Source organism: Pseudomonas fluorescens, assembly GCF_002837185.1.
GTDB classification, from domain to species: domain Bacteria; phylum Pseudomonadota; class Gammaproteobacteria; order Pseudomonadales; family Pseudomonadaceae; genus Aquipseudomonas; species Aquipseudomonas fluorescens_AM.
The window spans coordinates 1-20,072 of sequence record NZ_KZ478002.1; the positions used below are offsets into that span (position 1 = coordinate 1).

Annotated in this window: 22 protein-coding genes; 9 read left to right on the forward strand and 13 right to left on the reverse strand. The window is 61.5% G+C overall.

The annotated features are described in order from the left end of the window. The first annotated feature begins 412 nt into the window (after positions 1 to 412). The 3 genes from CIB54_RS17095 (at position 413) to CIB54_RS17105 (ending at position 2,213) form a co-directional block, all read left to right on the forward strand. Positions 413 to 931 carry a sigma-70 family RNA polymerase sigma factor gene (locus tag CIB54_RS17095; protein WP_065950880.1) on the forward strand — a complete coding sequence of 173 codons (519 nt, stop codon included), beginning with the start codon at positions 413 to 415 and terminating at the stop codon, positions 929 to 931. Continuing rightward, positions 928 to 1,836: a FecR domain-containing protein gene (locus tag CIB54_RS17100; protein ID WP_101220387.1), complete on the forward strand. Its 909-nt coding sequence runs from the start codon at positions 928 to 930 to the stop codon at positions 1,834 to 1,836. The genes CIB54_RS17095 and CIB54_RS17100 overlap by 4 nt, the downstream gene beginning before the upstream one ends. 161 nt (positions 1,837 to 1,997) lie before the next feature. Further along, positions 1,998 to 2,213: a TOBE domain-containing protein gene (locus CIB54_RS17105; protein ID WP_057725249.1), complete on the forward strand. Its 216-nt coding sequence runs from the start codon at positions 1,998 to 2,000 to the stop codon at positions 2,211 to 2,213. Positions 2,214 to 2,233: 20 nt separating this feature from the next. Here CIB54_RS17105 and CIB54_RS17110 read toward each other — a convergent pair whose 3' ends face one another. Further along, a complete protein-coding gene (locus tag CIB54_RS17110) occupies positions 2,234 to 2,881 on the reverse strand; it encodes a hypothetical protein (RefSeq protein ID WP_101220388.1) in 648 nt (215 codons plus the stop codon). 123 nt (positions 2,882 to 3,004) lie between these two features. Continuing rightward, entirely contained in the window at positions 3,005 to 4,150 is a 1,146-nt protein-coding gene (locus CIB54_RS17115; protein ID WP_101220389.1) for a MalY/PatB family protein, read from the reverse strand. Between the two features lie 190 nt (positions 4,151 to 4,340). On the opposite strand from CIB54_RS17115, the gene ggt reads away from it, so the two are divergent. Continuing rightward, positions 4,341 to 6,065 (forward strand): gamma-glutamyltransferase, encoded by a 1,725-nt coding sequence (gene ggt, locus CIB54_RS17120; RefSeq protein ID WP_101220390.1) that lies wholly within the window; start codon positions 4,341 to 4,343, stop codon positions 6,063 to 6,065. A gap of 75 nt (positions 6,066 to 6,140) precedes the next feature. Further along, positions 6,141 to 6,935: an exodeoxyribonuclease III gene (gene xth / locus CIB54_RS17125; protein ID WP_065950875.1), complete on the forward strand. Its 795-nt coding sequence runs from the start codon at positions 6,141 to 6,143 to the stop codon at positions 6,933 to 6,935. Here xth and CIB54_RS17130 read toward each other — a convergent pair. From CIB54_RS17130 to CIB54_RS17140, 3 genes are all read right to left on the reverse strand, one after another. Further along, positions 6,932 to 7,468 (reverse strand): AAA family ATPase, encoded by a 537-nt coding sequence (locus CIB54_RS17130; protein ID WP_101220391.1) that lies wholly within the window; start codon positions 7,466 to 7,468, stop codon positions 6,932 to 6,934. The genes xth and CIB54_RS17130 overlap by 4 nt on opposite strands. Further along, positions 7,465 to 8,028 (reverse strand): nicotinamide riboside transporter PnuC, encoded by a 564-nt coding sequence (gene pnuC / locus CIB54_RS17135; protein WP_101220392.1) that lies wholly within the window; start codon positions 8,026 to 8,028, stop codon positions 7,465 to 7,467. The genes CIB54_RS17130 and pnuC overlap by 4 nt, the downstream gene beginning before the upstream one ends. 241 nt (positions 8,029 to 8,269) lie before the next feature. After that, positions 8,270 to 9,904, reverse strand: a complete 1,635-nt coding sequence (locus CIB54_RS17140) for a methyl-accepting chemotaxis protein (RefSeq protein ID WP_101220393.1) — start codon at positions 9,902 to 9,904, stop codon at positions 8,270 to 8,272. A 228-nt stretch (positions 9,905 to 10,132) separates the two neighbouring features. Here CIB54_RS17140 and CIB54_RS17145 point away from each other — a divergent pair, with 228 nt between their 5' ends. Both CIB54_RS17145 and CIB54_RS17150 read left to right on the forward strand, forming a co-directional pair. Then, positions 10,133 to 10,963, forward strand: a complete 831-nt coding sequence (locus CIB54_RS17145) for an undecaprenyl-diphosphate phosphatase (protein ID WP_101220394.1) — start codon at positions 10,133 to 10,135, stop codon at positions 10,961 to 10,963. Beyond that, positions 10,960 to 11,343 (forward strand): DUF1294 domain-containing protein, encoded by a 384-nt coding sequence (locus tag CIB54_RS17150; protein WP_101220395.1) that lies wholly within the window; start codon positions 10,960 to 10,962, stop codon positions 11,341 to 11,343. The genes CIB54_RS17145 and CIB54_RS17150 overlap by 4 nt, the downstream gene beginning before the upstream one ends. Here the strand turns inward: CIB54_RS17150 and CIB54_RS17155 are convergent. Together CIB54_RS17155 and CIB54_RS17160 are read right to left on the reverse strand one after the other, a co-directional pair. Continuing rightward, positions 11,326 to 11,688 (reverse strand): MmcQ/YjbR family DNA-binding protein, encoded by a 363-nt coding sequence (locus CIB54_RS17155; protein WP_065950869.1) that lies wholly within the window; start codon positions 11,686 to 11,688, stop codon positions 11,326 to 11,328. The genes CIB54_RS17150 and CIB54_RS17155 overlap by 18 nt on opposite strands. Further along, positions 11,685 to 12,593 carry a LysR substrate-binding domain-containing protein gene (locus CIB54_RS17160; protein WP_065950868.1) on the reverse strand — a complete coding sequence of 303 codons (909 nt, stop codon included), beginning with the start codon at positions 12,591 to 12,593 and terminating at the stop codon, positions 11,685 to 11,687. Before CIB54_RS17160 ends, CIB54_RS17155 begins: the two co-directional genes overlap by 4 nt. Positions 12,594 to 12,718: 125 nt before the next feature. Between CIB54_RS17160 and CIB54_RS17165 the strand changes: the two genes are divergently transcribed. Further along, positions 12,719 to 13,330: an FMN-dependent NADH-azoreductase gene (locus CIB54_RS17165; RefSeq protein ID WP_101220396.1), complete on the forward strand. Its 612-nt coding sequence runs from the start codon at positions 12,719 to 12,721 to the stop codon at positions 13,328 to 13,330. A 190-nt stretch (positions 13,331 to 13,520) separates the two neighbouring features. Then, complete coding sequence (locus tag CIB54_RS17170; protein ID WP_101220397.1) at positions 13,521 to 14,561, forward strand: alpha/beta hydrolase family protein; 1,041 nt, start codon at positions 13,521 to 13,523, stop codon at positions 14,559 to 14,561. Here the strand turns inward: CIB54_RS17170 and CIB54_RS17175 are convergent. The 6 genes from CIB54_RS17175 to CIB54_RS17195 form a co-directional block, all read right to left on the reverse strand. After that, entirely contained in the window at positions 14,555 to 15,727 is a 1,173-nt protein-coding gene (locus CIB54_RS17175; RefSeq protein WP_101220398.1) for an MFS transporter, read from the reverse strand. The genes CIB54_RS17170 and CIB54_RS17175 overlap by 7 nt on opposite strands. Positions 15,728 to 15,952: 225 nt before the next feature. Further along, complete coding sequence (locus CIB54_RS17180; protein ID WP_082632055.1) at positions 15,953 to 17,539, reverse strand: ABC-F family ATPase; 1,587 nt, start codon at positions 17,537 to 17,539, stop codon at positions 15,953 to 15,955. Between the two features lie 20 nt (positions 17,540 to 17,559). Beyond that, complete coding sequence (locus CIB54_RS17185; protein ID WP_232790569.1) at positions 17,560 to 18,684, reverse strand: tyrosine-type recombinase/integrase; 1,125 nt, start codon at positions 18,682 to 18,684, stop codon at positions 17,560 to 17,562. Beyond that, on the reverse strand, positions 18,594 to 18,938 hold the full coding sequence (locus CIB54_RS27670; RefSeq protein WP_232790566.1) for a hypothetical protein: 345 nt from the start codon (positions 18,936 to 18,938) through the stop codon (positions 18,594 to 18,596). Before CIB54_RS27670 ends, CIB54_RS17185 begins: the two co-directional genes overlap by 91 nt. Positions 18,939 to 18,940: 2 nt before the next feature. After that, positions 18,941 to 19,162: a hypothetical protein gene (locus CIB54_RS17190; RefSeq protein ID WP_101220400.1), complete on the reverse strand. Its 222-nt coding sequence runs from the start codon at positions 19,160 to 19,162 to the stop codon at positions 18,941 to 18,943. A 42-nt stretch (positions 19,163 to 19,204) separates the two neighbouring features. Then, a complete protein-coding gene (locus CIB54_RS17195) occupies positions 19,205 to 20,059 on the reverse strand; it encodes a DNA adenine methylase (RefSeq protein ID WP_101220401.1) in 855 nt (284 codons plus the stop codon). Positions 20,060 to 20,072: the final 13 nt, after the last annotated feature.

Consider the following 20,072-nt stretch of genomic DNA (forward strand, 5'->3'; position numbering starts at 1 on the left):
CGGCACCGTCGAGGCGGTCCATGTTGGCTTCGGTGGCGTGGCCGGCGTTGGCGCCTTTGACGACCGCTGCAACGCTGTCTTCGTTGTCGACTTCATCCCAACTCAGCATTGAAATACTCCTTCCTGATCTGTTCTGACGGTGTGCGGAACCGTCCAAAAAAATATGCGGTTTGCAGGCTTCAGGCATTGAAATACTGCGCATAGTGTGGTCGGAAAATACCGATACTGCACACTATGTAGTGGTCTGTTCTGTTTGTGGGCACACTATATGGTGTGTAACAGGGTAGGTCAACGCGCAAGAAGATCGTCTGGATGTTTAAATATCGCGTTGAAAATATCGTGGTATAGCGCCTCAACATTAAATAGAATGAATCTCATTTGAGACTCAGTCGCGCCGCGCAGGTCGCTTGCCATGAATGATGCTGTTGTACCGACCCACGCCCCCGAACTGACCGTGTCGAGCCTGTACCGCGACCATCACAGCTGGCTGGAAAGCTGGCTGCGCAGGCGTTTGGGCAATGCCTGGGATGCCGCGGACCTGAGCCAGGATACGTTCCTGCGCGTGCTCGCCAGCGCGCAGCCAATCGGGCAGATGCAGGAGCCGAGGGCGTATCTGGTGACGGTCGGCAAGCGCTTGCTGGTCAATTTCCATCAGCGACGCAGCCTCGAACAGGCTTATCTGAATGCCTTGGCAAGCCTGCCGCAGGCCTGTGTGCCTTCACCAGAGCAACGCTGGTTGTTGCTGGAAACCTTGCACGCCCTGGACGACCTGCTTGAGGGGCTACCGATGCAGGTGCGCCGCGCTTTTCTGTGGAGCCAGCTGGAAGGCCTGGGCTATCGGGAGATCGCCGCACGCCTCAACGTGTGCGAACGCACGGTAAAGCGCTACATGGCCCAGGCCTACGAACACTGCTTGCTGGTGAACCTGTGAACCGCGACGTTGCCCGCGCCGCCGCCCAATGGCTGGCGCTGCTGGAGTCAGGCGCAGCCACCGAGCGCGATCACGCCGCGTTGCAGCGCTGGCGCGACAGCCATCCCCAGCATGAACAGACCTGGCAAAGCGCACAGGCCCTGCGCCAGCGTTTCAGCGACTTGCCCCAGGCCCTGGCGATGGCCAGCCTCGATCGCCCGCAACCCGGACGGCGTGCTGTGCTCAAGCGCGCGCTGGGGGTTGCGGCTGTGTTGCCGACGGCCTGGCTGCTCAGCCGGCAATTGCCCATCCAGACCTGGCGCGCCGATCTGCACACGGCCACGGGAGAGCGCAAGCGCATGGCATTGGCTGACGGCGCCAGCATGCAACTCAATACCGCGACGGCGGTGGACGTCGACCCGGCGCAGCGGCGGATCACCCTGGTCGAGGGTGAGTTGGCGTTGAATGTACCTGCAGCGGCGGCGATAAGCGTACAGACGCGTTACGGCGAGCTGACAGTCAGCCAGGCTGAGGTATGTGTCCGGCAACTGGACACCGGCTGCCTGGTGTCGGTGCTCAAGGGGTCCGTCCGGGTACGCGGTCTGGATGGGCGAACGGCAACCTTGCAAGGAGGGCAGCAAGCGCCGTTGAAAAACAACGGGCTCGGCGCCTGGGTGGCGTTCGATGCGCTGCAACTGGGCTGGCGCGACGGTGTACTGACCGCGCAGAACCAGGCGCTGGGGGATTTCCTGCGGGAATTGACGCGTTATCGGCCGGGCGTGCTGCGCTGGGATCCTCGCCTGGAAACGCTGCGGGTCACCGGCAGTTTTCGTCTGGACGACACCGATCGCATCCTCGACTTGCTGGCTTCCAGCCTGGGGTTGCGCGTTCAGGCGCGGACCCGGTATTGGGTCACACTCTCTTGAAACGCTGACGTCGTAACTGCTGTTGACTGAACACTGCTGCTCATATATCCGTATCGAATAAATAAAGAGTTATATATTCCTTTTATTGTTCTTCTCGATGGCGCATTTTGAGGGCCTGCGCATTCGTGCGGATTGACCCAACAGCCAAAAGGAAAGCCGACATGACCATCAAAGCGATCAACGTGCGCAACCAGTTCAAGGGCACCATCAAGGAAATTCTGCTGGGTGAAGTGGTGTCGGAAATCGACGTGCAGACCGCGTCCGGCATCGTCACGTCGGTCATCACCACCCGTTCGGTGCGTGACCTGGAATTGAAAGTGGGCAGTGAAGTGATTGCCTTCGTGAAATCCACCGAAGTGTCCATCGCCAAGCTTTAAAAGGTGCTGGATGGGTACTGTCAGTCGACGCGATCAAACACTCTGGCGATATCTTCGCGACTCAGTACCCCTTTACCGGTTCCGTCCTGCAACTTGAATGTGCCATCGGCATTGATTGTGATGCCGGCGGAACCGGCCAGGGTCACTGCCGCGCCTGAGCGGCCGTTGAGCAGGTCGCGCAGCGGTTGCTCGCCGTGCAAGGTTTGTCCGATGGTCGTTGCCATGCCTTGCAGGGAGCTTGAGTTGGTTCCGCCCACCAGAATGACGTGGCTGTTCTTGTCCAACGATGCCTGCAATGTTCGCATCAACCTTTGAGTCGTGCTGCTGCCAGGGTTCAGGCCCAGCTCCAGGTTGCTGCCGGTCAGGTGCATCAGGGTGCGTTCCTGGTAAGCAGACCCGTTCCACCCGGTAAGCACCGCCAAAGCAGAGCAGTCTGACAGACCACGGGTCGTGAGCGCGTCCCGGCCTTTATGCAGGGTCACTGACTGGCCCATTTCAACCTGCACCGTCTGGGTGCCTGCGCGTGCGTCGGGCGGGTTCGCCAGTGGGTGTTTCAACCCCGCCAAGCGCATGGGCCGCTGCGAGGCGTGGGTGTCAGCGGCGTGTAAGGCCGAGGCGGCTGATGCTGCAGGCTCGCGCAATACCGGGTTCGGCTTGAATGATTCCATGATTGGCACAGGGCCGATAGCGGGAGGGCGTGTCGATAGCATAGCGCGCAATGCTCCGAAGGTTTCAGACGCACAAGGGACTCCCCTGAGTGCTGAAAAAGCCTTTTACGGTTCCCGCCCCATTCAGCGGTTTTTCAAACTGCGCTCCATACGCTGCAAGCCCTCTTCCAGCATGGTCCTCGGGCAGCCGAAGTTCAGGCGCACAAACTGCTGGCTGTCATCGCCAAACTCGATCCCGGCACTCAACCCAACCTTGGCCTGTTCAAGGAAAAACTGTTGCGGGTCCTCCAGGCCCAGGGCGCTGCAATCGAGCCAGGCCAGGAAAGTGCCTTCTGGCGCATGCATCACCACGCCGGGCAGGCGGGTTTGCACGGCGTTGAGCAGATAGTCCCGGTTACCTTGCAGGTAGTGCACCAGTGCCTGGAGCCAGTCGCCGCATGCGCTGTAGGCGGCGCGGGTGGCTTCCAGGCCCAGGGGGCTGACGCTGTCGACCATGCCGCAACGAGCCTGGTTGAAACGCTCGCGCATCCCGGCATTCTGGACCACCGCGAAACAGGTCTTCAGGCCGGCCACGTTATAAGCCTTGCTGGCCGACATCAGCGTAATGGTGCGTTGCGCAATTTCGGGGCTGAGGCTGGCGGTGGGAATATGGCGGCGGCCGTCAAAGCACAGCTCGGCGTGGATTTCATCGGAGATGATCAGCGCGCCGTTTTCCATGCACGCCTGCGCGATCGCCAGCAGCTCCTGGCGGGGGAAGACCTTGCCGAGCGGGTTGTGCGGGTTGCTCAGCAACAGCGCGCCGGCACCGGTCAAGGCATCGCGCATGGCCGCCAGCGGCGTGCGGTATTGGCCGTCAATCAGCTCGAAAGGCACTTCGATACGTGGCAGGTTCCAGTGGCCGGGCGCCAGGCGAATCGGGCGATAGTTAGGGGTTTGCAGCACCACCGGCTGGCCCGGCTGCACGAACGCGTGCAGCGCCATATTGAACCCCGGCTCGACGCCGGGCAGGAACAACAGCTCATCCGGCTCAACACGCCAAGCGTACTTGGCCCACAGGTCGGCGATGATCGCCTCGCGCACATCCGGGCCGGCGACACTGTAGCCGAGCACCTGCCGGTCGAGGCGCGCATGCAGGGCCTCTAGCACGGCGGGCGGGGCGGCGATGTCCATGTCGGCGATCCACATCGGCAACACGTCTTGCGGGTAGCGGTTCCACTTGGTGCTGCCGGTGCCCAGGCGTGGGTGGATCGTGTCGAAATCAAAGCTCATGGGGGGCTCGTATCAGGGGGCGGATAAAGAGTGGCGCTGATTCTAGCGCCATTCGTTTCATAGGCCAGCGCTGAATATTGCGCAGCACCGTTCCATCACCGACAAGCTCTGTCATAAAAACGCCACTGCGCTGGGGATCGAATCAGGGAAGGGCTATTTTGGTGCATCTCAATCACTCGAGTAGTCACGGATGAAATACCAAGCCTTCAACCGCACCTTGATTGCCACTGCCCTGGTGTTGACGGTCAGTGGCGTGCACGCCGCTTCCCAGGCCCCGGTGGCCGGGGAAAATGGCATGGTGGTCACCGCCCAGCATTTGGCAACGCAGGTGGGCGTGGATGTGCTCAAGGCCGGCGGCAATGCGGTGGATGCGGCCGTTGCGGTCGGTTACGCACTGGCAGTGGTGTACCCGGCGGCCGGCAACCTGGGCGGCGGCGGTTTCATGACCGTGCAACTGGCGGACGGGCGCAAGACGTTCCTCGATTTCCGCGAAAAAGCCCCGCTGGCGGCCACTGCCAATATGTACCTGGATAAAGACGGCAACGTCATCGAGGGCTTGAGCACCAAGGGTCACCTGGCCGTCGCGGTGCCCGGCACTGTTTCCGGCATGGAGTTGGCCCTGAACACATACGGCACCCTCAAGCGCGCCCAGGTCATCGCCCCGGCGATCAAGTTGGCAGAACGCGGCTTTGTCCTGGAGCAGGGCGATATCGACCTGTTGCACACCGCCACCGGTGAGTTTGAAAAAGATCAGGACATGCGCGCAATCTTCCTGCACAACGGGCAACCGCTGGAGGTCGGCCAGACGCTGATACAGAAGGACCTGGCCAGGACCCTCAGGGAAGTGTCCGCCAAGGGCAGCGATGGCTTCTATAAAGGTTGGGTGGCCAAGGCCCTGGTGGATTCCAGCCAGGCCGGCAAGGGCCTGATCACCCAGGCGGACCTGGACAAGTACAAACCCCGCGAATTGGCGCCCATCGAATGCGATTACCGTGGCTATCATGTGGTTTCGGCGCCGCCGCCAAGCTCCGGTGGCGTGGTGATCTGCCAGATCATGAATATCCTCGAAGGCTACCCGATGGCGGACCTGGGCTATCACTCGGCCCAGGGCTTGCACTACCAGATCGAAGCAATGCGCCACGCGTATGTGGACCGCAACAGCTACCTCGGCGACCCGGATTTCGTGAAGAATCCGATAGCGCATCTGCTGGATAAAAACTACGCGGCGAAACTGCGCGACGCGATCGAGCCGCACAAAGCCGGGGATTCCCAGGCGATCAAGCCGGGGGTATCGCCCCATGAAGGCAATAACACCACCCACTATTCCATCGTCGACACCTGGGGCAACGCGGTTTCCGTCACCTACACCCTCAACGACTGGTTTGGCGCGGGCGTGATGGCAAGCAAGACCGGGGTGATCCTCAACGATGAAATGGACGACTTTACCGCCAAGGTCGGCGTGCCGAACATGTACGGGCTGGTCCAGGGTGAAGCCAATGCCATCGCGCCGGGCAAGACGCCGTTGTCGTCGATGAGCCCGACCATCGTGACCAGGGATGGCAAGGTGGTCATGGTGGCAGGCACGCCGGGCGGCAGCCGCATTATCACCGCGACCTTGCTGACCCTCCTGAATGTCATCGACTACAAGATGAACATCCAGGAGGCCGTGGACGCGCCGCGCTTCCACCAGCAGTGGATGCCGCAAGCCACCAACCTTGAAACCTTTGCGGTCAGCCCGGATACCCGCAAGATCCTCGAAAGCTGGGGCCATACGTTCGCCGGTCCCCAGGATGCCAACCACGTGGCGGCCATCCTGGTGGGCGCTCCGGCCCTGGATGCCAAGCCGGTGGGCAACAACCGCTTCTATGGCGCGAATGACCCGCGTCGCAATACCGGGCTGTCGTTGGGGTACTGACACCGACCCGTTCGCGCATGGAACATCTGCGGCCTTTCCGGGCTCTACCCCAAGAGCCCCGAAAGGACCCCAGCCATGAAAGCGCTGAAAATCGCCACCTTCAACATCAACGGCATTCGTGCCCGGCTGCCGAACCTTCTGCACTGGCTGGCGCGCGAGCAGCCGGACATCGTTTGCCTGCAGGAACTCAAGGCGCCGGAGAGGCTGTTTCCCTATGCCGATTTCGAGGCGGCCGGCTACGGCGCGATCTGCCTGGGCCAGGCCTCGTGGAACGGGGTGGCGATTCTGGCCAGGGACGCGCAACCGCTGGAAAGCCGGCGCGGTCTGCCCGGCGACGACAGCGACGAGCAAAGCCGCTATATCGAAGCGGCCGTGCATGGCGTGTTGGTCGGTTGCCTGTATCTGCCTAACGGCAACCCGCAACCCGGGCCAAAATTCGATTACAAACTGGCCTGGTTCGAACGCCTGATCGACTATGCCCAGGCGTTGCAAGCCAGTGATCATCCGGTGCTGCTGGCCGGGGATTTCAATGTGGTGCCCACCGACCTGGACATCTATAACCCGCGCTCCTGGCTCAAGGACGCGTTGTTGCAACCCGAGAGCCGGGCCTGCTATCAGCGCCTGCTGGAACAGGGTTGGACCGACGCGGTGCGGCATTTGTACCCTGAAGAGCGGGTGTATACGTTCTGGGATTATTTCCGCCAGCACTGGCAGAAGAATTCAGGGCTGCGCATCGACCATCTGTTGCTCAACCCCGCGCTCAAGCCCTATCTGAAGAATGCCGGCGTCGATGCCTGGGTGCGCAACGAGGCGCATGCCAGCGACCATGCACCCACCTGGATTGAGCTCGGCACGCGCAAGAAGCGTTAATCGGTCGTTGCAGACGCGAGCAGGCGCTCGACGGCGGCAAACGCCGCCTCCCGGCGCGCGTGCCAATCACCCCTGATCACCGCCACCGGCTGGTGCTGCGCGTGCATCCAGTCCAGGCTGGCCTGGAAGAACGCCCGGCGGTCTGCCAGTTGCGGTTGGCAGCGCTGGCCGTCGGCGCTCCATTCCACGTCTTCCGGGGACAGCAGCAGATGCAGGTCGTAGTGACGGGCCAGCAGTTCGCTGTCGAGCCAGCCTGGGTAATCGCCAAACAGCGTCTGGCTCCAGAGCCGGTTGGTCAGCAGGTGGGTGTCGAGGATCAGCAGCGCCGGGCACTTGGCGCGCGCCGCATCCTCCCAGGCCAACTGGCCTCGGGCGATCGCCGGGATATCCGCCAGGCAGGTATCGCGTTGATGTGCGTCGATGAAAGTGCGCACGTATTCCCCCACCATGAGCCCGCCGAAGTGCGCATGAAGCTGCGCCGCCAGCCAGCTTTTACCGCTCGATTCCGGGCCTGCCAGCACCACCACCTTCATGCGTGCAACGCCGGGTCAGTGCGCCATTCACGCCAGCCTTGCACGGCAATCATGGTAAACAGCGCATACAGCGCGGCGGTGAGGTAGAGGCCTTTGTAGAGGAACAGCCCGACGAAAATCACATCCACCGCGATCCACAATGGCCAGCACTGCACGCGCTTTTGTGCCATCCACAGCTGCGCCACCAGGCTGAAGCCGGTGAGGGCCGCGTCGAGCCAGGGCTGGGCGGCGTCGGTCCAGTGAGCCATGGCGGCGCCGAGCAGCAGGCTGCCGACAGCGCCCACCAACAGGCTGACCATGACCGCAGGCATTCCCAGGCGGCTAACCTGGCGTCCCTGCCTGACCGCGCCGGCGCGGGTCCATTGCCACCAGCCATAGAGTTGCAAGGCGGCATACACCACTTGCAGCAACATGTCGGAGTAGAGTTTTACGTCGTAGAACACCCAGGTGTAGAGCAATACCATCACCAGGCCGATGGGCCAGCACCATGGGTTCTGCTTGACCGTCAGCCATACGGCAATCACCCCCAGTGCGGCGGCGAACAGTTCAAGCCCGGACATGGCGGTTCCTTGGGGGAGTGGGAGAGGGCGGTGATTGTACCCAGAGGTGGCCAATCCTCAAAACACAGGCGGGCAAATGTGGGACGGGGCTTGCCCTGGCTTTTTGCAGGAGCGAGCTTGCTCGCGAAAAACTCACAGGCATCGCGTTCATTCAGGAAGCACGCGTTATCGTTGACGTTTTTCGCGAGCAAGCTCGCTCCTACAGGTTAGGGCTTGCCCCGTCCCACAATTTAACTCAGGGCTAGATGCGGAACTGACGCAACAACCCGTCAAGCTGCTCGCTCAAACCCCGCAACTGCGCGCTGGCCACGCTCGACTGCTCAGCCGCCAGCGCGGTGCTGTGGGACAGCCCGGCCGCCTGAGTGACGTTCTGGTTGATGTCTTCCACCACATGGGCCTGTTGCAGGGTGGCACTGGCAATCGAGGCATTCAGGCCGTTGAGATTATGCAGTGCCTGGCCGATGGCATTGAGGCTCGCACCGGCCAGGCCGGCTTGCTCGATGGTCAATTGCGAGGCGCTGTGACTGTCGCTGATCACCTTGACCGCCGCTTCCGAATGCCCTTGCAGGCGCTCGATCATCGCCTGGATTTCAGCCGTGGATTTTTGCGTGCGCTGGGCCAGCAGGCGTACTTCATCGGCCACTACTGCAAACCCACGGCCCTGCTCGCCGGCGCGCGCGGCTTCGATAGCGGCGTTGAGGGCGAGCAGATTGGTCTGGTCGGCAATCGAGCGAATCACTTCGAGCACGCCGCCGATCTGGGTGCTTTCGCTGGACAGGGTGCGGATCACCTCCACGGCCTGGCTGATGGTGCCCGAGAGCTGGTCGATCTGCTGCAGGCTGCTGTCGATGTTGACCTGGCCTTGCTGCGCCTGGGCCTGGGCATCGCGCATTTCGCTGGCAGCGTGCTCGGCATTCTTGGCCACGTCCTGCACGCCGTAGGTGACTTCATTGATGGCGGTGGCCACCAGTTCCATCTGTTGCGACTGCTGCTGGCTGCGGTCATGGGCCTGGCTGGCGTTGTGGCCCAACTCGGTCGACGACTCGCCCAGGGCGTTGGCGCACACCTGCAAATGGCCGACCACCTGGCGTAATTTGGCGGTGAAGGTATTGAAGTGCTCGGACAGTTGGGTGACCTCGTCGCGCCCATGAGTGTCGAGGCTGCGGGTCAGGTCGCTTTCGCCGCTGGCAATGTTGCCCATGGCATTTACCGCAGCCTGCAACGGCTGCACGATACTGCGCGCGATCAACAGCACCAGCAGGGTCATGACCAGCGCAATGGCCAGGCCGATAGCGGAGGCTTTCCACACCTGGCCGGTGAACTCGGCCTGCACGTCGTCCACATAGACGCCCGAGCCGATGATCCAGCCCCAGGGTTCGAACAGTTGGATGTAAGAGGTTTTCTGCACCGGCGCATCGGCCCCCGGCTTTGGCCAGCGATAATTGACGATGCCGGCGCCCTTGGCCTTGGCCAGGCTCACGAATTCATTGAACACGGCAAACCCGTCCGGATCGCGGATCGCCGAGAGGTTCTGGCCGTCCAGCTTGGGGTTGGCCGCATGCATGATCATCACGGGGGTGAGGTCGTTGATCCAGAAGTAGTCGTCGTGGTCATACCGCAGGCCGCGCACCGCGCTCAGGGCTTGTTGCTGCGCCGCCTCACGGGTGAGCACCCCGGTCTTTTCCAGGGTCTGGTAGTAGCCGAGTACGCCGCTGGCGGTTTGCACCACGTGCTGGGTCTGTTGGCGCTTGGCCTGGTAGAGGTCGTCATGGATCTGTTTGAGCATCAAGGCGCCCAAGGTCAGCAGCATCAGCACGGCGACTATCAGGATCAGCCAGAGGCGCCGGCTGATCGACATATTGCGCAAACTGTTCATCGTCCTGTCACTCCGAGCCTTTTATAATTGTGGGTGTTGCATCGACTTTTGCGGCTTGTCTGATAGGCTTTCGGCCCGGAATCGAAAAACCTGAGTACTGCCTGATTTTTCACGGAATTTTTGCAGTCCGGCATTGAGAATCAACGCCGGGCGCTGCAGTGTGCTCGTTGTCAGTGAACTTTAAAAAACACTAAGAGGCACGCCAGGCGCGTGACCTTTGGAGAAAGCATGGATTTTTGGACCGCCATACAGGCACTGATTCTTGGCGTAGTCGAGGGGCTGACGGAGTTTCTGCCGATCTCCAGCACCGGCCACCAGATCATCGTCGCCGACCTGATCAACTTCGGCGGCGAGCGTTTCGAGGCATTCAATATCATTATCCAGTTGGGCGCGATCCTCGCCGTGGTCTGGGAATTCCGGCGCAAGATCCTCGACGTGGTCATCGGCTTGCCCACCCAGCGCAACGCCCAGCGCTTCACCGTGAACCTGATCATCGCGGTGTTGCCGGCGGTGGTGCTGGGGGTGATTTTCGCTGACCTGATCAAGCATTACCTGTTCAACCCGATCACCGTGGCCACGGCCCTGGTGGTGGGCGGTGTGGTCATGTTGTGGGCGGAACGTCGCCAACATGCGGTGCATGCGCAAACCGTCGACGAGATCACCTGGAAGGACGCGCTCAAGGTCGGCATGGCCCAGTGCCTGGCCATGATCCCGGGCACTTCACGCTCCGGCGCGACGATCATCGGCGGCCTGTTGTTCGGCTTGTCGCGCAAGACCGCCACCGAGTTTTCGTTCTTCCTGGCCATGCCGACCATGGTCGGTGCAGCGCTGTACTCGGGCTATAAATACCGCGACCTGTTTCAGCCGGCGGACCTGCCGGTGTTCGCCATTGGCTTTGTCACCTCGTTCATCTTCGCGATGATCGCGGTCAAGGGCCTGCTCAAATTCATCGCCAACCACAGCTACGCGGCCTTTGCCTGGTACCGCATTGCGTTCGGCCTGCTGATCCTGGCGACCTGGCAATTCGGCTGGATCGACTGGACCGCCGTCAAGCCATGAACATTCAGCACCCACGCTTGAAGACGTTGCTCTTCGTGCTGCTGTGCGCGGCGCCGTTGCTGGGTTCGGCGCTGCTGTGGCATCGCGGCGAGACCGTGATCCCGCTGGCAGCCTACGGGGTGGTCAGCGTGGTGGCGTTCTTTCTGTACTGGAGCGACAAGCGCAAGGCGCAGACAGAGGGCCGGCGCATCCCGGAAAATATCCTGCACGCCGTCGAGCTGGCGGGCGGTTGGCCGGGGGCATTGATCGCGCAGCAAGTGTTCCGGCACAAGACGCGCAAGGTGTCCTACCAGGTGCTGTTCTGGGTGATTGTGCTGTTGCACCAGGTGTTCTGGCTGGACCAACTGTTTCTCGGCGGCACGCTACTGTCGATCCTCTAGCCACAACCCGACCTGTGTGCGCTTGGGCAGTTTGCCCACCACCAACTGGTGCGAGCGCTGCAACAAGCCACGCAGTTCGTCGGACCCAAGCGGGTAGGGCGTGTTCATGATGATCCACTGCGCACGTGCCAGGTACGGCGCCGGGTGGATGCCCGGCCGGTCGACGTGGCCGAGGAACAGTGCCTTGTCGACCTTGAACGCCAGCGACTCACCGCGCAAGTTCTGCAGGGCGAACATCTTGTTGCCGGCAATCGAGAACACGCGTACACCGCCCCATTTGTAGTCCTCGCGCGCTCCTGGCAGGCCCAGGCAGAATGCCGCGACTTGTGCTTCGCTCATGCTCATAACGTACGGTCTCCACAGCCTTTGAAGCCTTCTTCCAGGTAGTCGATCCAGGCCCGGATGGCCGGCAGCACGCCGCGCCGGTGCGGGTACACGGCCTGCAGCCAGCCGCCGGGTAGCGACCATTGCGGCAACAGTTGCACCAGCCGGCCGCTGGCCAGTTCCTCTTCGCAATACATCATCGGCAGCACCGTGAAGCCCACGCCCATGAGGGCGCTGGTCTTGCGTACGATAAAGTCCTCGATGCCCAGGCGGGCCTCCATGACCAGCTCATGGGCGTTGCCCTGGGGGTCGATGATGCGCTGGTGCACCATGCGGTCCGCCTCGAGTGCGCCCATGATCGGCAATTGCCTGAGGTCTTCCAGGGTCTCTACCCGACGGTCACGCAGGAGTGCCGGGCTGGCCACCAGCACGGTCTGGGCCTGGCGCAAGCGTTTGGTGACCAGCAACGGGTCTTCGTCGCCCAGTTCGCGTACGCGCAACGCCACGTCGATGCCTTCGGCCACCAGGTCGACGCGACGGTTGACCAGGGTCATGTCCAGTTGCACCAGCGGGTGCGCGGCGAGAAACCCGGCCACCAGTTCCGGCAGGATCTGCTGGGCCAGCCCGACCGGGCACGTGACGCGCAGGCGCCCTCGGGGCTCGGTGGACATGCTGGCCACGGCCTCGTCGGCCATCTCGGCCTCCAACAGCATGGCCTGACAGTGGCGTAAGTAACGCTCGCCGACGGCGGTCAGGGTCAGTTGCCGCGTGGTGCGTTGCAACAGGCGCGCGCCCAGGCGCTCCTCCAGCTCGGCAATGCGCCGCGACAGCCGCGACTTGGGAATCCCCAATAGACGCCCGGCGGCGGCGAAACCGCCGGCTTCGACGACTTTGGCAAAGTAATAGAGGTCATTGAGGTCTTGCATGCTCGGCCTATTGTCCTGTCAGTGGGACAAACTATCGCATTTAAGCTGGCTTATCGACTATTGGTTTCATGCGTAGCATCACCACCATCTGATCGCCCCTGTCGATCCCACCTCGGAGATCCACCATGAAACTACTGCATATCGATTCCAGCATCCTCGGCGACAACTCGGCGTCCCGTCAGCTCAGCGCTGGCGTGGTCAAGGCATGGCAAGCCGCCGAGCCGGGTGTGGAAGTGACGTACCGTGACCTGGCCAGCGAAGGGATCAACCACTTCTCCGGCGCGACCCTGGGCGCGTTGGGCACCGCCGCCGAACTGCGCGACGCGGCGCAAAAGCATGAAGCCGAATTGAGTGCATCGTCGCTGGCCGAATTCCTCGCCGCCGATGCCGTGGTGGTGGGCGCGCCGATGTACAACTTCACCATCCCGACCCAGCTCAAAGCCTGGATCGACCGCATCGCCGTCGCCGGCCAGACCTTCCGCTACACCGAAGCCGGTCCTGAAGGCCTGTGCGGCAACAAGAAATTCATCATCGTCTCCACCGCTGGCGGCCTGCATGCCGGCCAGGCATCCGGTGCGGCCCATGAAGGCTACTTGAAGCTGCTGTTTGGCTTCCTCGGCATCACCGATATCGAAATCGTACGCGCCGAAGGCCTGGCCTATGGCGACGAAGTGCGCAGCAAAGCGTTGAGCGACGCCAATGTGCTGATCAGCGAGCAATTGTTCGCTGCCGCGTAAGGCTTGTGTAAATGTTCGCTTTGCCCGGTTTCAATCTGAAGCCGTGCGCCTAAACTCTGTATTCTGATCGCCTGAGCGCGTGCGGAGTACGGAGTTTTCCCGTTATGGCCCAGGTTATGCAGACGTGGGTTCAATACCCGGGAATTTTTAGACGGCCTGCCGGTTCTCATGCAGCAAAGGTGGACATCCCATGATGCGTCTCTGTGCTGTTTTGGTTCTTTCCCTGTGCAGCGGCCTGCTTTCAGTGCACGCCGCGCCTGCGCCGCACCCGCATTGGAGTGTGGGCTTTCATCGCATGAGCATTCTCGACCCGCTGGATTCTCAGCCGATGAAGGCCATTGCGTTTTACCCGTCCACCGACGCCGAGCACACCACCACATTGGGCGGCGCCTACCATGTGGCTGCGGGCGAAGACGCCAAGGTTGCCATCGGCCGTTTCCCGATGCTGATGTTGTCTCACGGCAACACCGGCACGCCGCTGGCCCTGCATGACCTGGCCACCTCGCTGGCGCGCAAGGGCTTTGTGGTGGTGGCGGTGCTGCACCCCGGTGACAACTACAAGGACCACAGCCGCCTGGGCACCGTGAGCAATTTGTATGGTCGGCCGATCCAGATTTCCCAGGCGATCACAGCGGCGTTGAACGACCCGATGCTGTCGCCCTTCGTTGATATCGACCAGGTGGGCGTGATCGGCTATTCGGCCGGCGGCGAAACCGCGTTGATCCTGGCAGGTGCCAAACCGGATTTCGAGCGCTTGCGCCGCTATTGCCAGCAGCGCCCGGAGGACCGTGACGCCTGCACCACCAAAGGCGAGTTGGTGGTCGACCGCGACGACTTGCAGCCCCAGGCCGATCCGCGCATCCATGCGCTGATGCTGATGGCGCCGCTGAGCCTGATGTTCGGTCGTCATACCCTGGCCGACGTGCACGTGCCGGTGCTGCTCTACAGCGGCGATGGTGACCAATTGGTGGCCGTGGACAAGAACGCCGCCGCCCTGGCGCGTAAACTGCCGGAGCCGCCGGACTTCAAACTGCTGGCCGGGGCAGGGCACTTCGTGTTCATGGCGCCGTGTGACAGCGATCAATTGGCGACGATGCCGGCCATCTGTACCGATGCCGATGGCGTCGACCGTGAGGGCATCCACCGCGACCTGGTCTCCGAAGCCGGGCGCTTTTTCAGTCACACACTCGGCGAGGCGACGCGCGCCGGGCTACAGACCGCTGATCAGTAAGCGCGACGCTTGAGCTGCACGGTCAGTGCCAGCGCGGTCACTGACAGCAGCGCCGCGCAGAAGAAGATCCAGCCGTAGCCGAGGTTCAGTGCCACGGCGCCCATCAACGGCCCGGCAATCGCCAGGGCCAGGTCGAAAAACACCGCATACGCACTGAGCCCCGCGCCCCGGCTGCTGTCCGGCACACGCTTGATGGCTTCCACGCCAAGCGCCGGGTAGACCAGTGACAGACCGACGCCGGTCAACCCCGCGCCAATCAACGCCACGCCGGTCGACGGCGCCAACCACAGCAGCGTGAGGCCCAGGGTTTCGATGAGCATGCAGGCGATGGCGGCGGTAAAACCACCCACGCGGGTGATGGCGGAAATAAACACCAGGCGCGACAGAATGAAACATGCGCCGAACACCGTCAGGCAGTACGCCGCGCCGGTCCAGCCGCGATTCAGGTAATACAGGGTGATAAAGGTGGTCAGCGTGCCATAGCCAATCGAGGCCAGGCACAGGCTGGCGCCAAACGGTGCGATACGGCCGAACACCGCCCAGAACGGCAGGCGCTCGCCGCGCACCACCGGTACCGAAGGCTTATTGCGGATCAGCACCAGGCCCAACGCGGCCAATCCTGCCAGTGCCAGGCCCAGGCTGGCGAAGCCGTAATCAGCCACCATCACCACCCCCAGCGGCGCGCCAATGGCGATAGCGCCGTAGGAGGCGATGCCGTTCCAGGAGATCGAGCGGGCCGTATGCTCGGTGCCGACCGCGCCCATGCACCAGCTGATGGTGCCTACGCCAATCAGGCCCTGGGCCACGCCCAGCAACAGCCGACCGACGATCAGGATAGCCAGGCTCAGCGCCGGCACGTGCTCAAGCAGTACGGCGATAAACGTCAGTACCCCACTGATCAGAATACCGGCCAGGCCCAGCACAATCGCACGCTTGGTGCCGACGTTGTCCGACATGCGCCCGGCCATTGGCCGACTGAGCAAGGTGGCCAGGTACTGCGAACCGATGGTGACGCCGGCAACGACCGCACTGTAGCCCAGATGCTCGTGCACATAGCCTGGAATCACCGCAATCGGCAGGCCGATGCAGATAAACGCGATAAAGGTGTAGAAGACGATGGAGACGATCTGCAGCGTGATCGACAGGGAGGAGGGGGCGGCAGGCATGAATAGTCAATCGCTGGCGGGCGGTAGAAGCATCATGGCATATCCCGCATGACTGTAGGAGCGAGCTTGCTCGCGAAGAACGTCAACGATAACGCGGGTTGCCCGATTCTGCGCGGTGCTCTGAGGTTTTTCGCGAGCAGTAGTGTGCATGCAAAAAAGCCCTGTCACAGGGACAGGGCTTTTTCTTGCAGCTTGCAGCTTGCAGCTTGCAGCTGAGTGCTGCTCTTAGAACACCACACCCTGGCTGCGCAGGTAGTCGTCATAGGTGCCGCTGAAGTCGATCACGCCGCTGGCGCTCAGCTCGATGATGCGGGTGGCCAGGGACGATACGAACTCACGGTCGTGGCTGACGAAGATCAGCGTGCCCGGGTAGTTCTCCAGCGCCAGGTTCAGCGCTTCGATGGATTCCATGTCCAAGTGGTTGGTCGGTTCGTCCATGATCAGCACGTTCGGCTTTTGCAGGATCAGCTTGCCAAACAGCATGCGGCCTTGTTCACCACCGGAGATGACTTTTACCGACTTCTGGATTTCGTCGTTGGAGAACAGCATGCGGCCCAATGTGCCACGAATCATCTGCTCGCCCTGGGTCCACTGGCCCATCCAGTCGAACAGGGTGACGTCGTCTTCGAAGTCATGGGCATGGTCCTGGGCGTAGTAACCCAGTTCCGCAGCGTCGGTCCACTTGATGCTGCCGGCGTCCGGGGTCAGTTCGTTGACCAGGGTGCGCAGCAGGGTGGTCTTGCCGATACCGTTCGGGCCGATGATCGCCACGCGCTCGCCGGCTTCAACCTGGAAGCTGAAGTCTTTGAACAACGGCTTGCCGTCAAAACCTTTGGCCATCTTCTCGACCATGACCGCCTGACGGTGCAGCTTTTTGTTCTGTTCGAAACGGATGAACGGGCTCACGCGGCTCGACGGCTTGACCTCGGCCAGTTGAATCTTGTCGATCGCCTTGGCACGGGAAGTGGCCTGCTTGGCTTTCGAGGCGTTGGCCGAAAAGCGGCTGACGAAGGATTGCAGCTCGGAGATCTGCGCCTTTTTCTTGGCGTTGTCCGACAGCAGTTGCTCGCGGGACTGGGTCGCCACGGTCATGTACTCGTCGTAGTTGCCCGGGAACAGGCGCAGCTCGCCGTAGTCCAGGTCAGCCATGTGGGTGCACACGCTGTTCAGGAAGTGACGGTCGTGAGAGATGATGATCATCAGGCTGGAGCGCTGGGTGAGGATGTTTTCCAGCCAGCGAATGGTGTTGATGTCCAGGTGGTTGGTCGGTTCGTCGAGCAACAGCACTTCCGGATCGGAGAACAGCGCCTGGGCCAGCAATACGCGCAGCTTCCAGCCGGGTGACACTTCGCTCATCGGGCCGAAATGCTGTTCCAGCGGAATACCCAGGCCCAGCAGCAGCTCACCGGCGCGGGATTCGGCGGTGTAACCGTCCATCTCGGCGAACTCGGTTTCCAGCTCGGCCACGGCCATGCCGTCTTCTTCACTCATTTCCGGCAGCGAGTAGATGCGGTCACGCTCGGCCTTGACCCTCCACAGCTCCTCGTGGCCCATGATCACGGTGTCGAGCACGGTGAATTGTTCGTAGGCGAACTGGTCCTGGCGCAGCTTGCCCAGGCGCACGTTCGGCTCCAGCATGACCTGGCCGCCGGACGGCTCGAGGTCGCCGCCGAGGATTTTCATGAAGGTCGACTTGCCGCAACCGTTGGCACCGATCAAACCATAGCGGTTGCCGGCGCCGAACTTGACCGAGACGTTCTCGAAGAGCGGCTTGGCGCCGAACTGCATAGTGATGTTAGCTGTGGAGATCAATTACTTTACCTATCAATAGCTTAGGGTGCGCTTATTTGAGCTGGGACCAATTTGGGACCAATCTGGAGCTTTTCCATTTCGCTCCAGTCCGAGCTTGAGTTGATCCAACGCGCATAAGTCGAGAGCAGCATCTGCACACTATGGCCGAGCTGCTGGGAAATGAAGGCGGGGTTCATGCCAGACATAATGCATATTGTCGCATAGGTGTGACGACAGTTGTATGGCGGCCGACGACGGATATTCAGCGCTTTTAGCGTCGGAACCCACTGTTTGTGTAGGTCAGATGTCTGTTTCACGTACTCCGCGTTCTTTGAGGGCGGAAAAATGAAAGGCGTTTCCAGCACCTTGCCTTTGCCTTTTTTCCGACGTTCTGCGTACTCCCTGGCAAATTGCAGAGCGTGCATGGCGCGGTCATTCAACAAAACGAAGCGATCTCCGCCAGTTTTGGTACGTTCCACCACTTCCCCCAAGGCGATCCCACGACACACGTGGGCCGTCCTCTTCTCTTCGTCTACCGCATCCCAGCGCATAGCCAGGGCTTCGGACAGACGCATTCCTGTAAAAAACACAAACTCAAAAAACGCCGCATAGATCGTGCTGGGCCAGTGATTGTGCTGATACATCTTCGCGATGATCTGGTTTGCTTCTTCCAGCGTGAAGGGATCAATTTCCTTTTTGCTGCGCTTAGGCAGCTCAAGGATTGCCGCTGGGTTCTTCGGGATCAGTTCTTCAGATACGGCTGAATTCAGGATGGTTGACAGCTTCGAGATGGCATTGCGCTTAACGCCCGGCGACTTCCACTCGCTGGCGGCCATTATCCGGCGGAGCAGGGTGGTAGTGATCAGGTCGATCCGCACCAGGGCCAGCCCCGGCATCCAGTACCTGTTCAGTGCTCCCTTGTAGTTCGCCTTCGTGCCGACCACCACCTCACGGCTGTCCAGCCAGAGCTGCGCGTATTCGCCGAAGTTGATCTTCCCGCCGGCGAGGTTGCTGGAACTCGGGAAAAGCTCGGCGTATTTGTCGTCGTCGAGCAGCCCCAGCTTTATCAAGCCTCTTACTTGATCAACAACCTGTGCGGCAGACTTGATTCCTTTCTGTGTCGGGGGATAGGGGAGCGTTTCACTCCGCCGGCAGCCGTTCCACATAAAGCGGATGCGGATCGATCCGTGGTGGAGGTCCATTCCTGCGGGCAAACCCATTGGCTTTCGAGCCATTCGTAATATCTCCTGATGCTGTAGATGATCCTGCCGCAATGAGTGTTCCAGACACCTTCAGGTATCTGCTTTCTGGCACGCTTGGAGCGCAGGGCGGCGAGGGTGGTGCCCAGGATCTCGGCCATTTGTGCCTCGGGCACCTTGTCGCCAGTGATGCCGTCGTTTAGCTGTTCTGCTGCTGCCATACCTACCTCCCGCCGCCCACAGTGGGCCGCGCTGTCTTGATGATGTGGATTGCCAGGCCAAAGGTAATCAGCAGCCAGGCGCAAATGCCGGAGAAGGCGTAGAGCAGTGCCTCGGTGGAGCCGGTGTCGAGCAGGTAAGGCCCGGCCCAAAAGAACCAGCCGAAGGTTCCTACCAGGTACAGCAAAGCGCCCAGCAGTATCAGGGTGAGTTTCATAGCGAACATGGGGTGTCCTTGCCGCGCTGGGCGGCAGAAGGTGGGTTAGGGTTAAGCTCTTTCGCAGAGATCCAGGCCAATCTGACTTACGCGATCGACACAGGCCGGGTTCAACCAGATGCATTCCGTTCGGCTGGCGGTACCGCGCCCGGCGCTGATGCGGGCGGATGTGCTGTATTTGGCCCAGCCGGGCAGCAAGTCGGAGTACAAGTCGCTGGGATAGCCGGAAAGCACAACCATTCCTTCTAGCTCGAGCAGAACACCGAGCAGCTCACGGTGCGCGGTGTCGTCCATCTCGTGCTTGTAGTAGCGACCGCTGGAAGCGCCTTTGTACCTGGTGTCATGCAAGTAGGGAGGGTCGACGTATTGCAGGGTTTGCGGCCCGTCGTGCGCCTTGATGACCTCGACCGCTGGCCTGTTCTCGATCAGCACTCCGCTCAGCCTCTGGCCAACCTCAGCGAGCTGCTCGGGGTAGGTTGCCCAAAGCGATTGTGCGGTGCCGTACTGACGCTTGGTGTCGATACGAAAACCGGTGACACCCTTAGTGGCGCCGGCGGAGCCGAACCCCATTTGCGCCCTGATGATGGTCCTTCTTGCGCGCTCGATCGGCTCGGCGCTCGGCTCCCAGGACAGTTCGAACTCTTCGCGGGAGTAGGGTGTGAACACAAGACGCTCGACAAGGCCCGATCGCGAATCCTGATCCTGCAGCACCCGGAAAAGGTTCACGATGTCGCCGTCGAGGTCGTTGTATACCTCGGCATACGATCGAGGCTTTTGCATCAGTACGCCTGCGGCGCCGCCGAACGACTCGACGTAGCAGGTGTGTGGTGGGAAGTGTTGCAGTACCCACGGCGCAAGCCGGAACTTGGCGCCGTGGTACCGGATGACCGGGGCGGTGATGGTCATAATTATTTTCCAG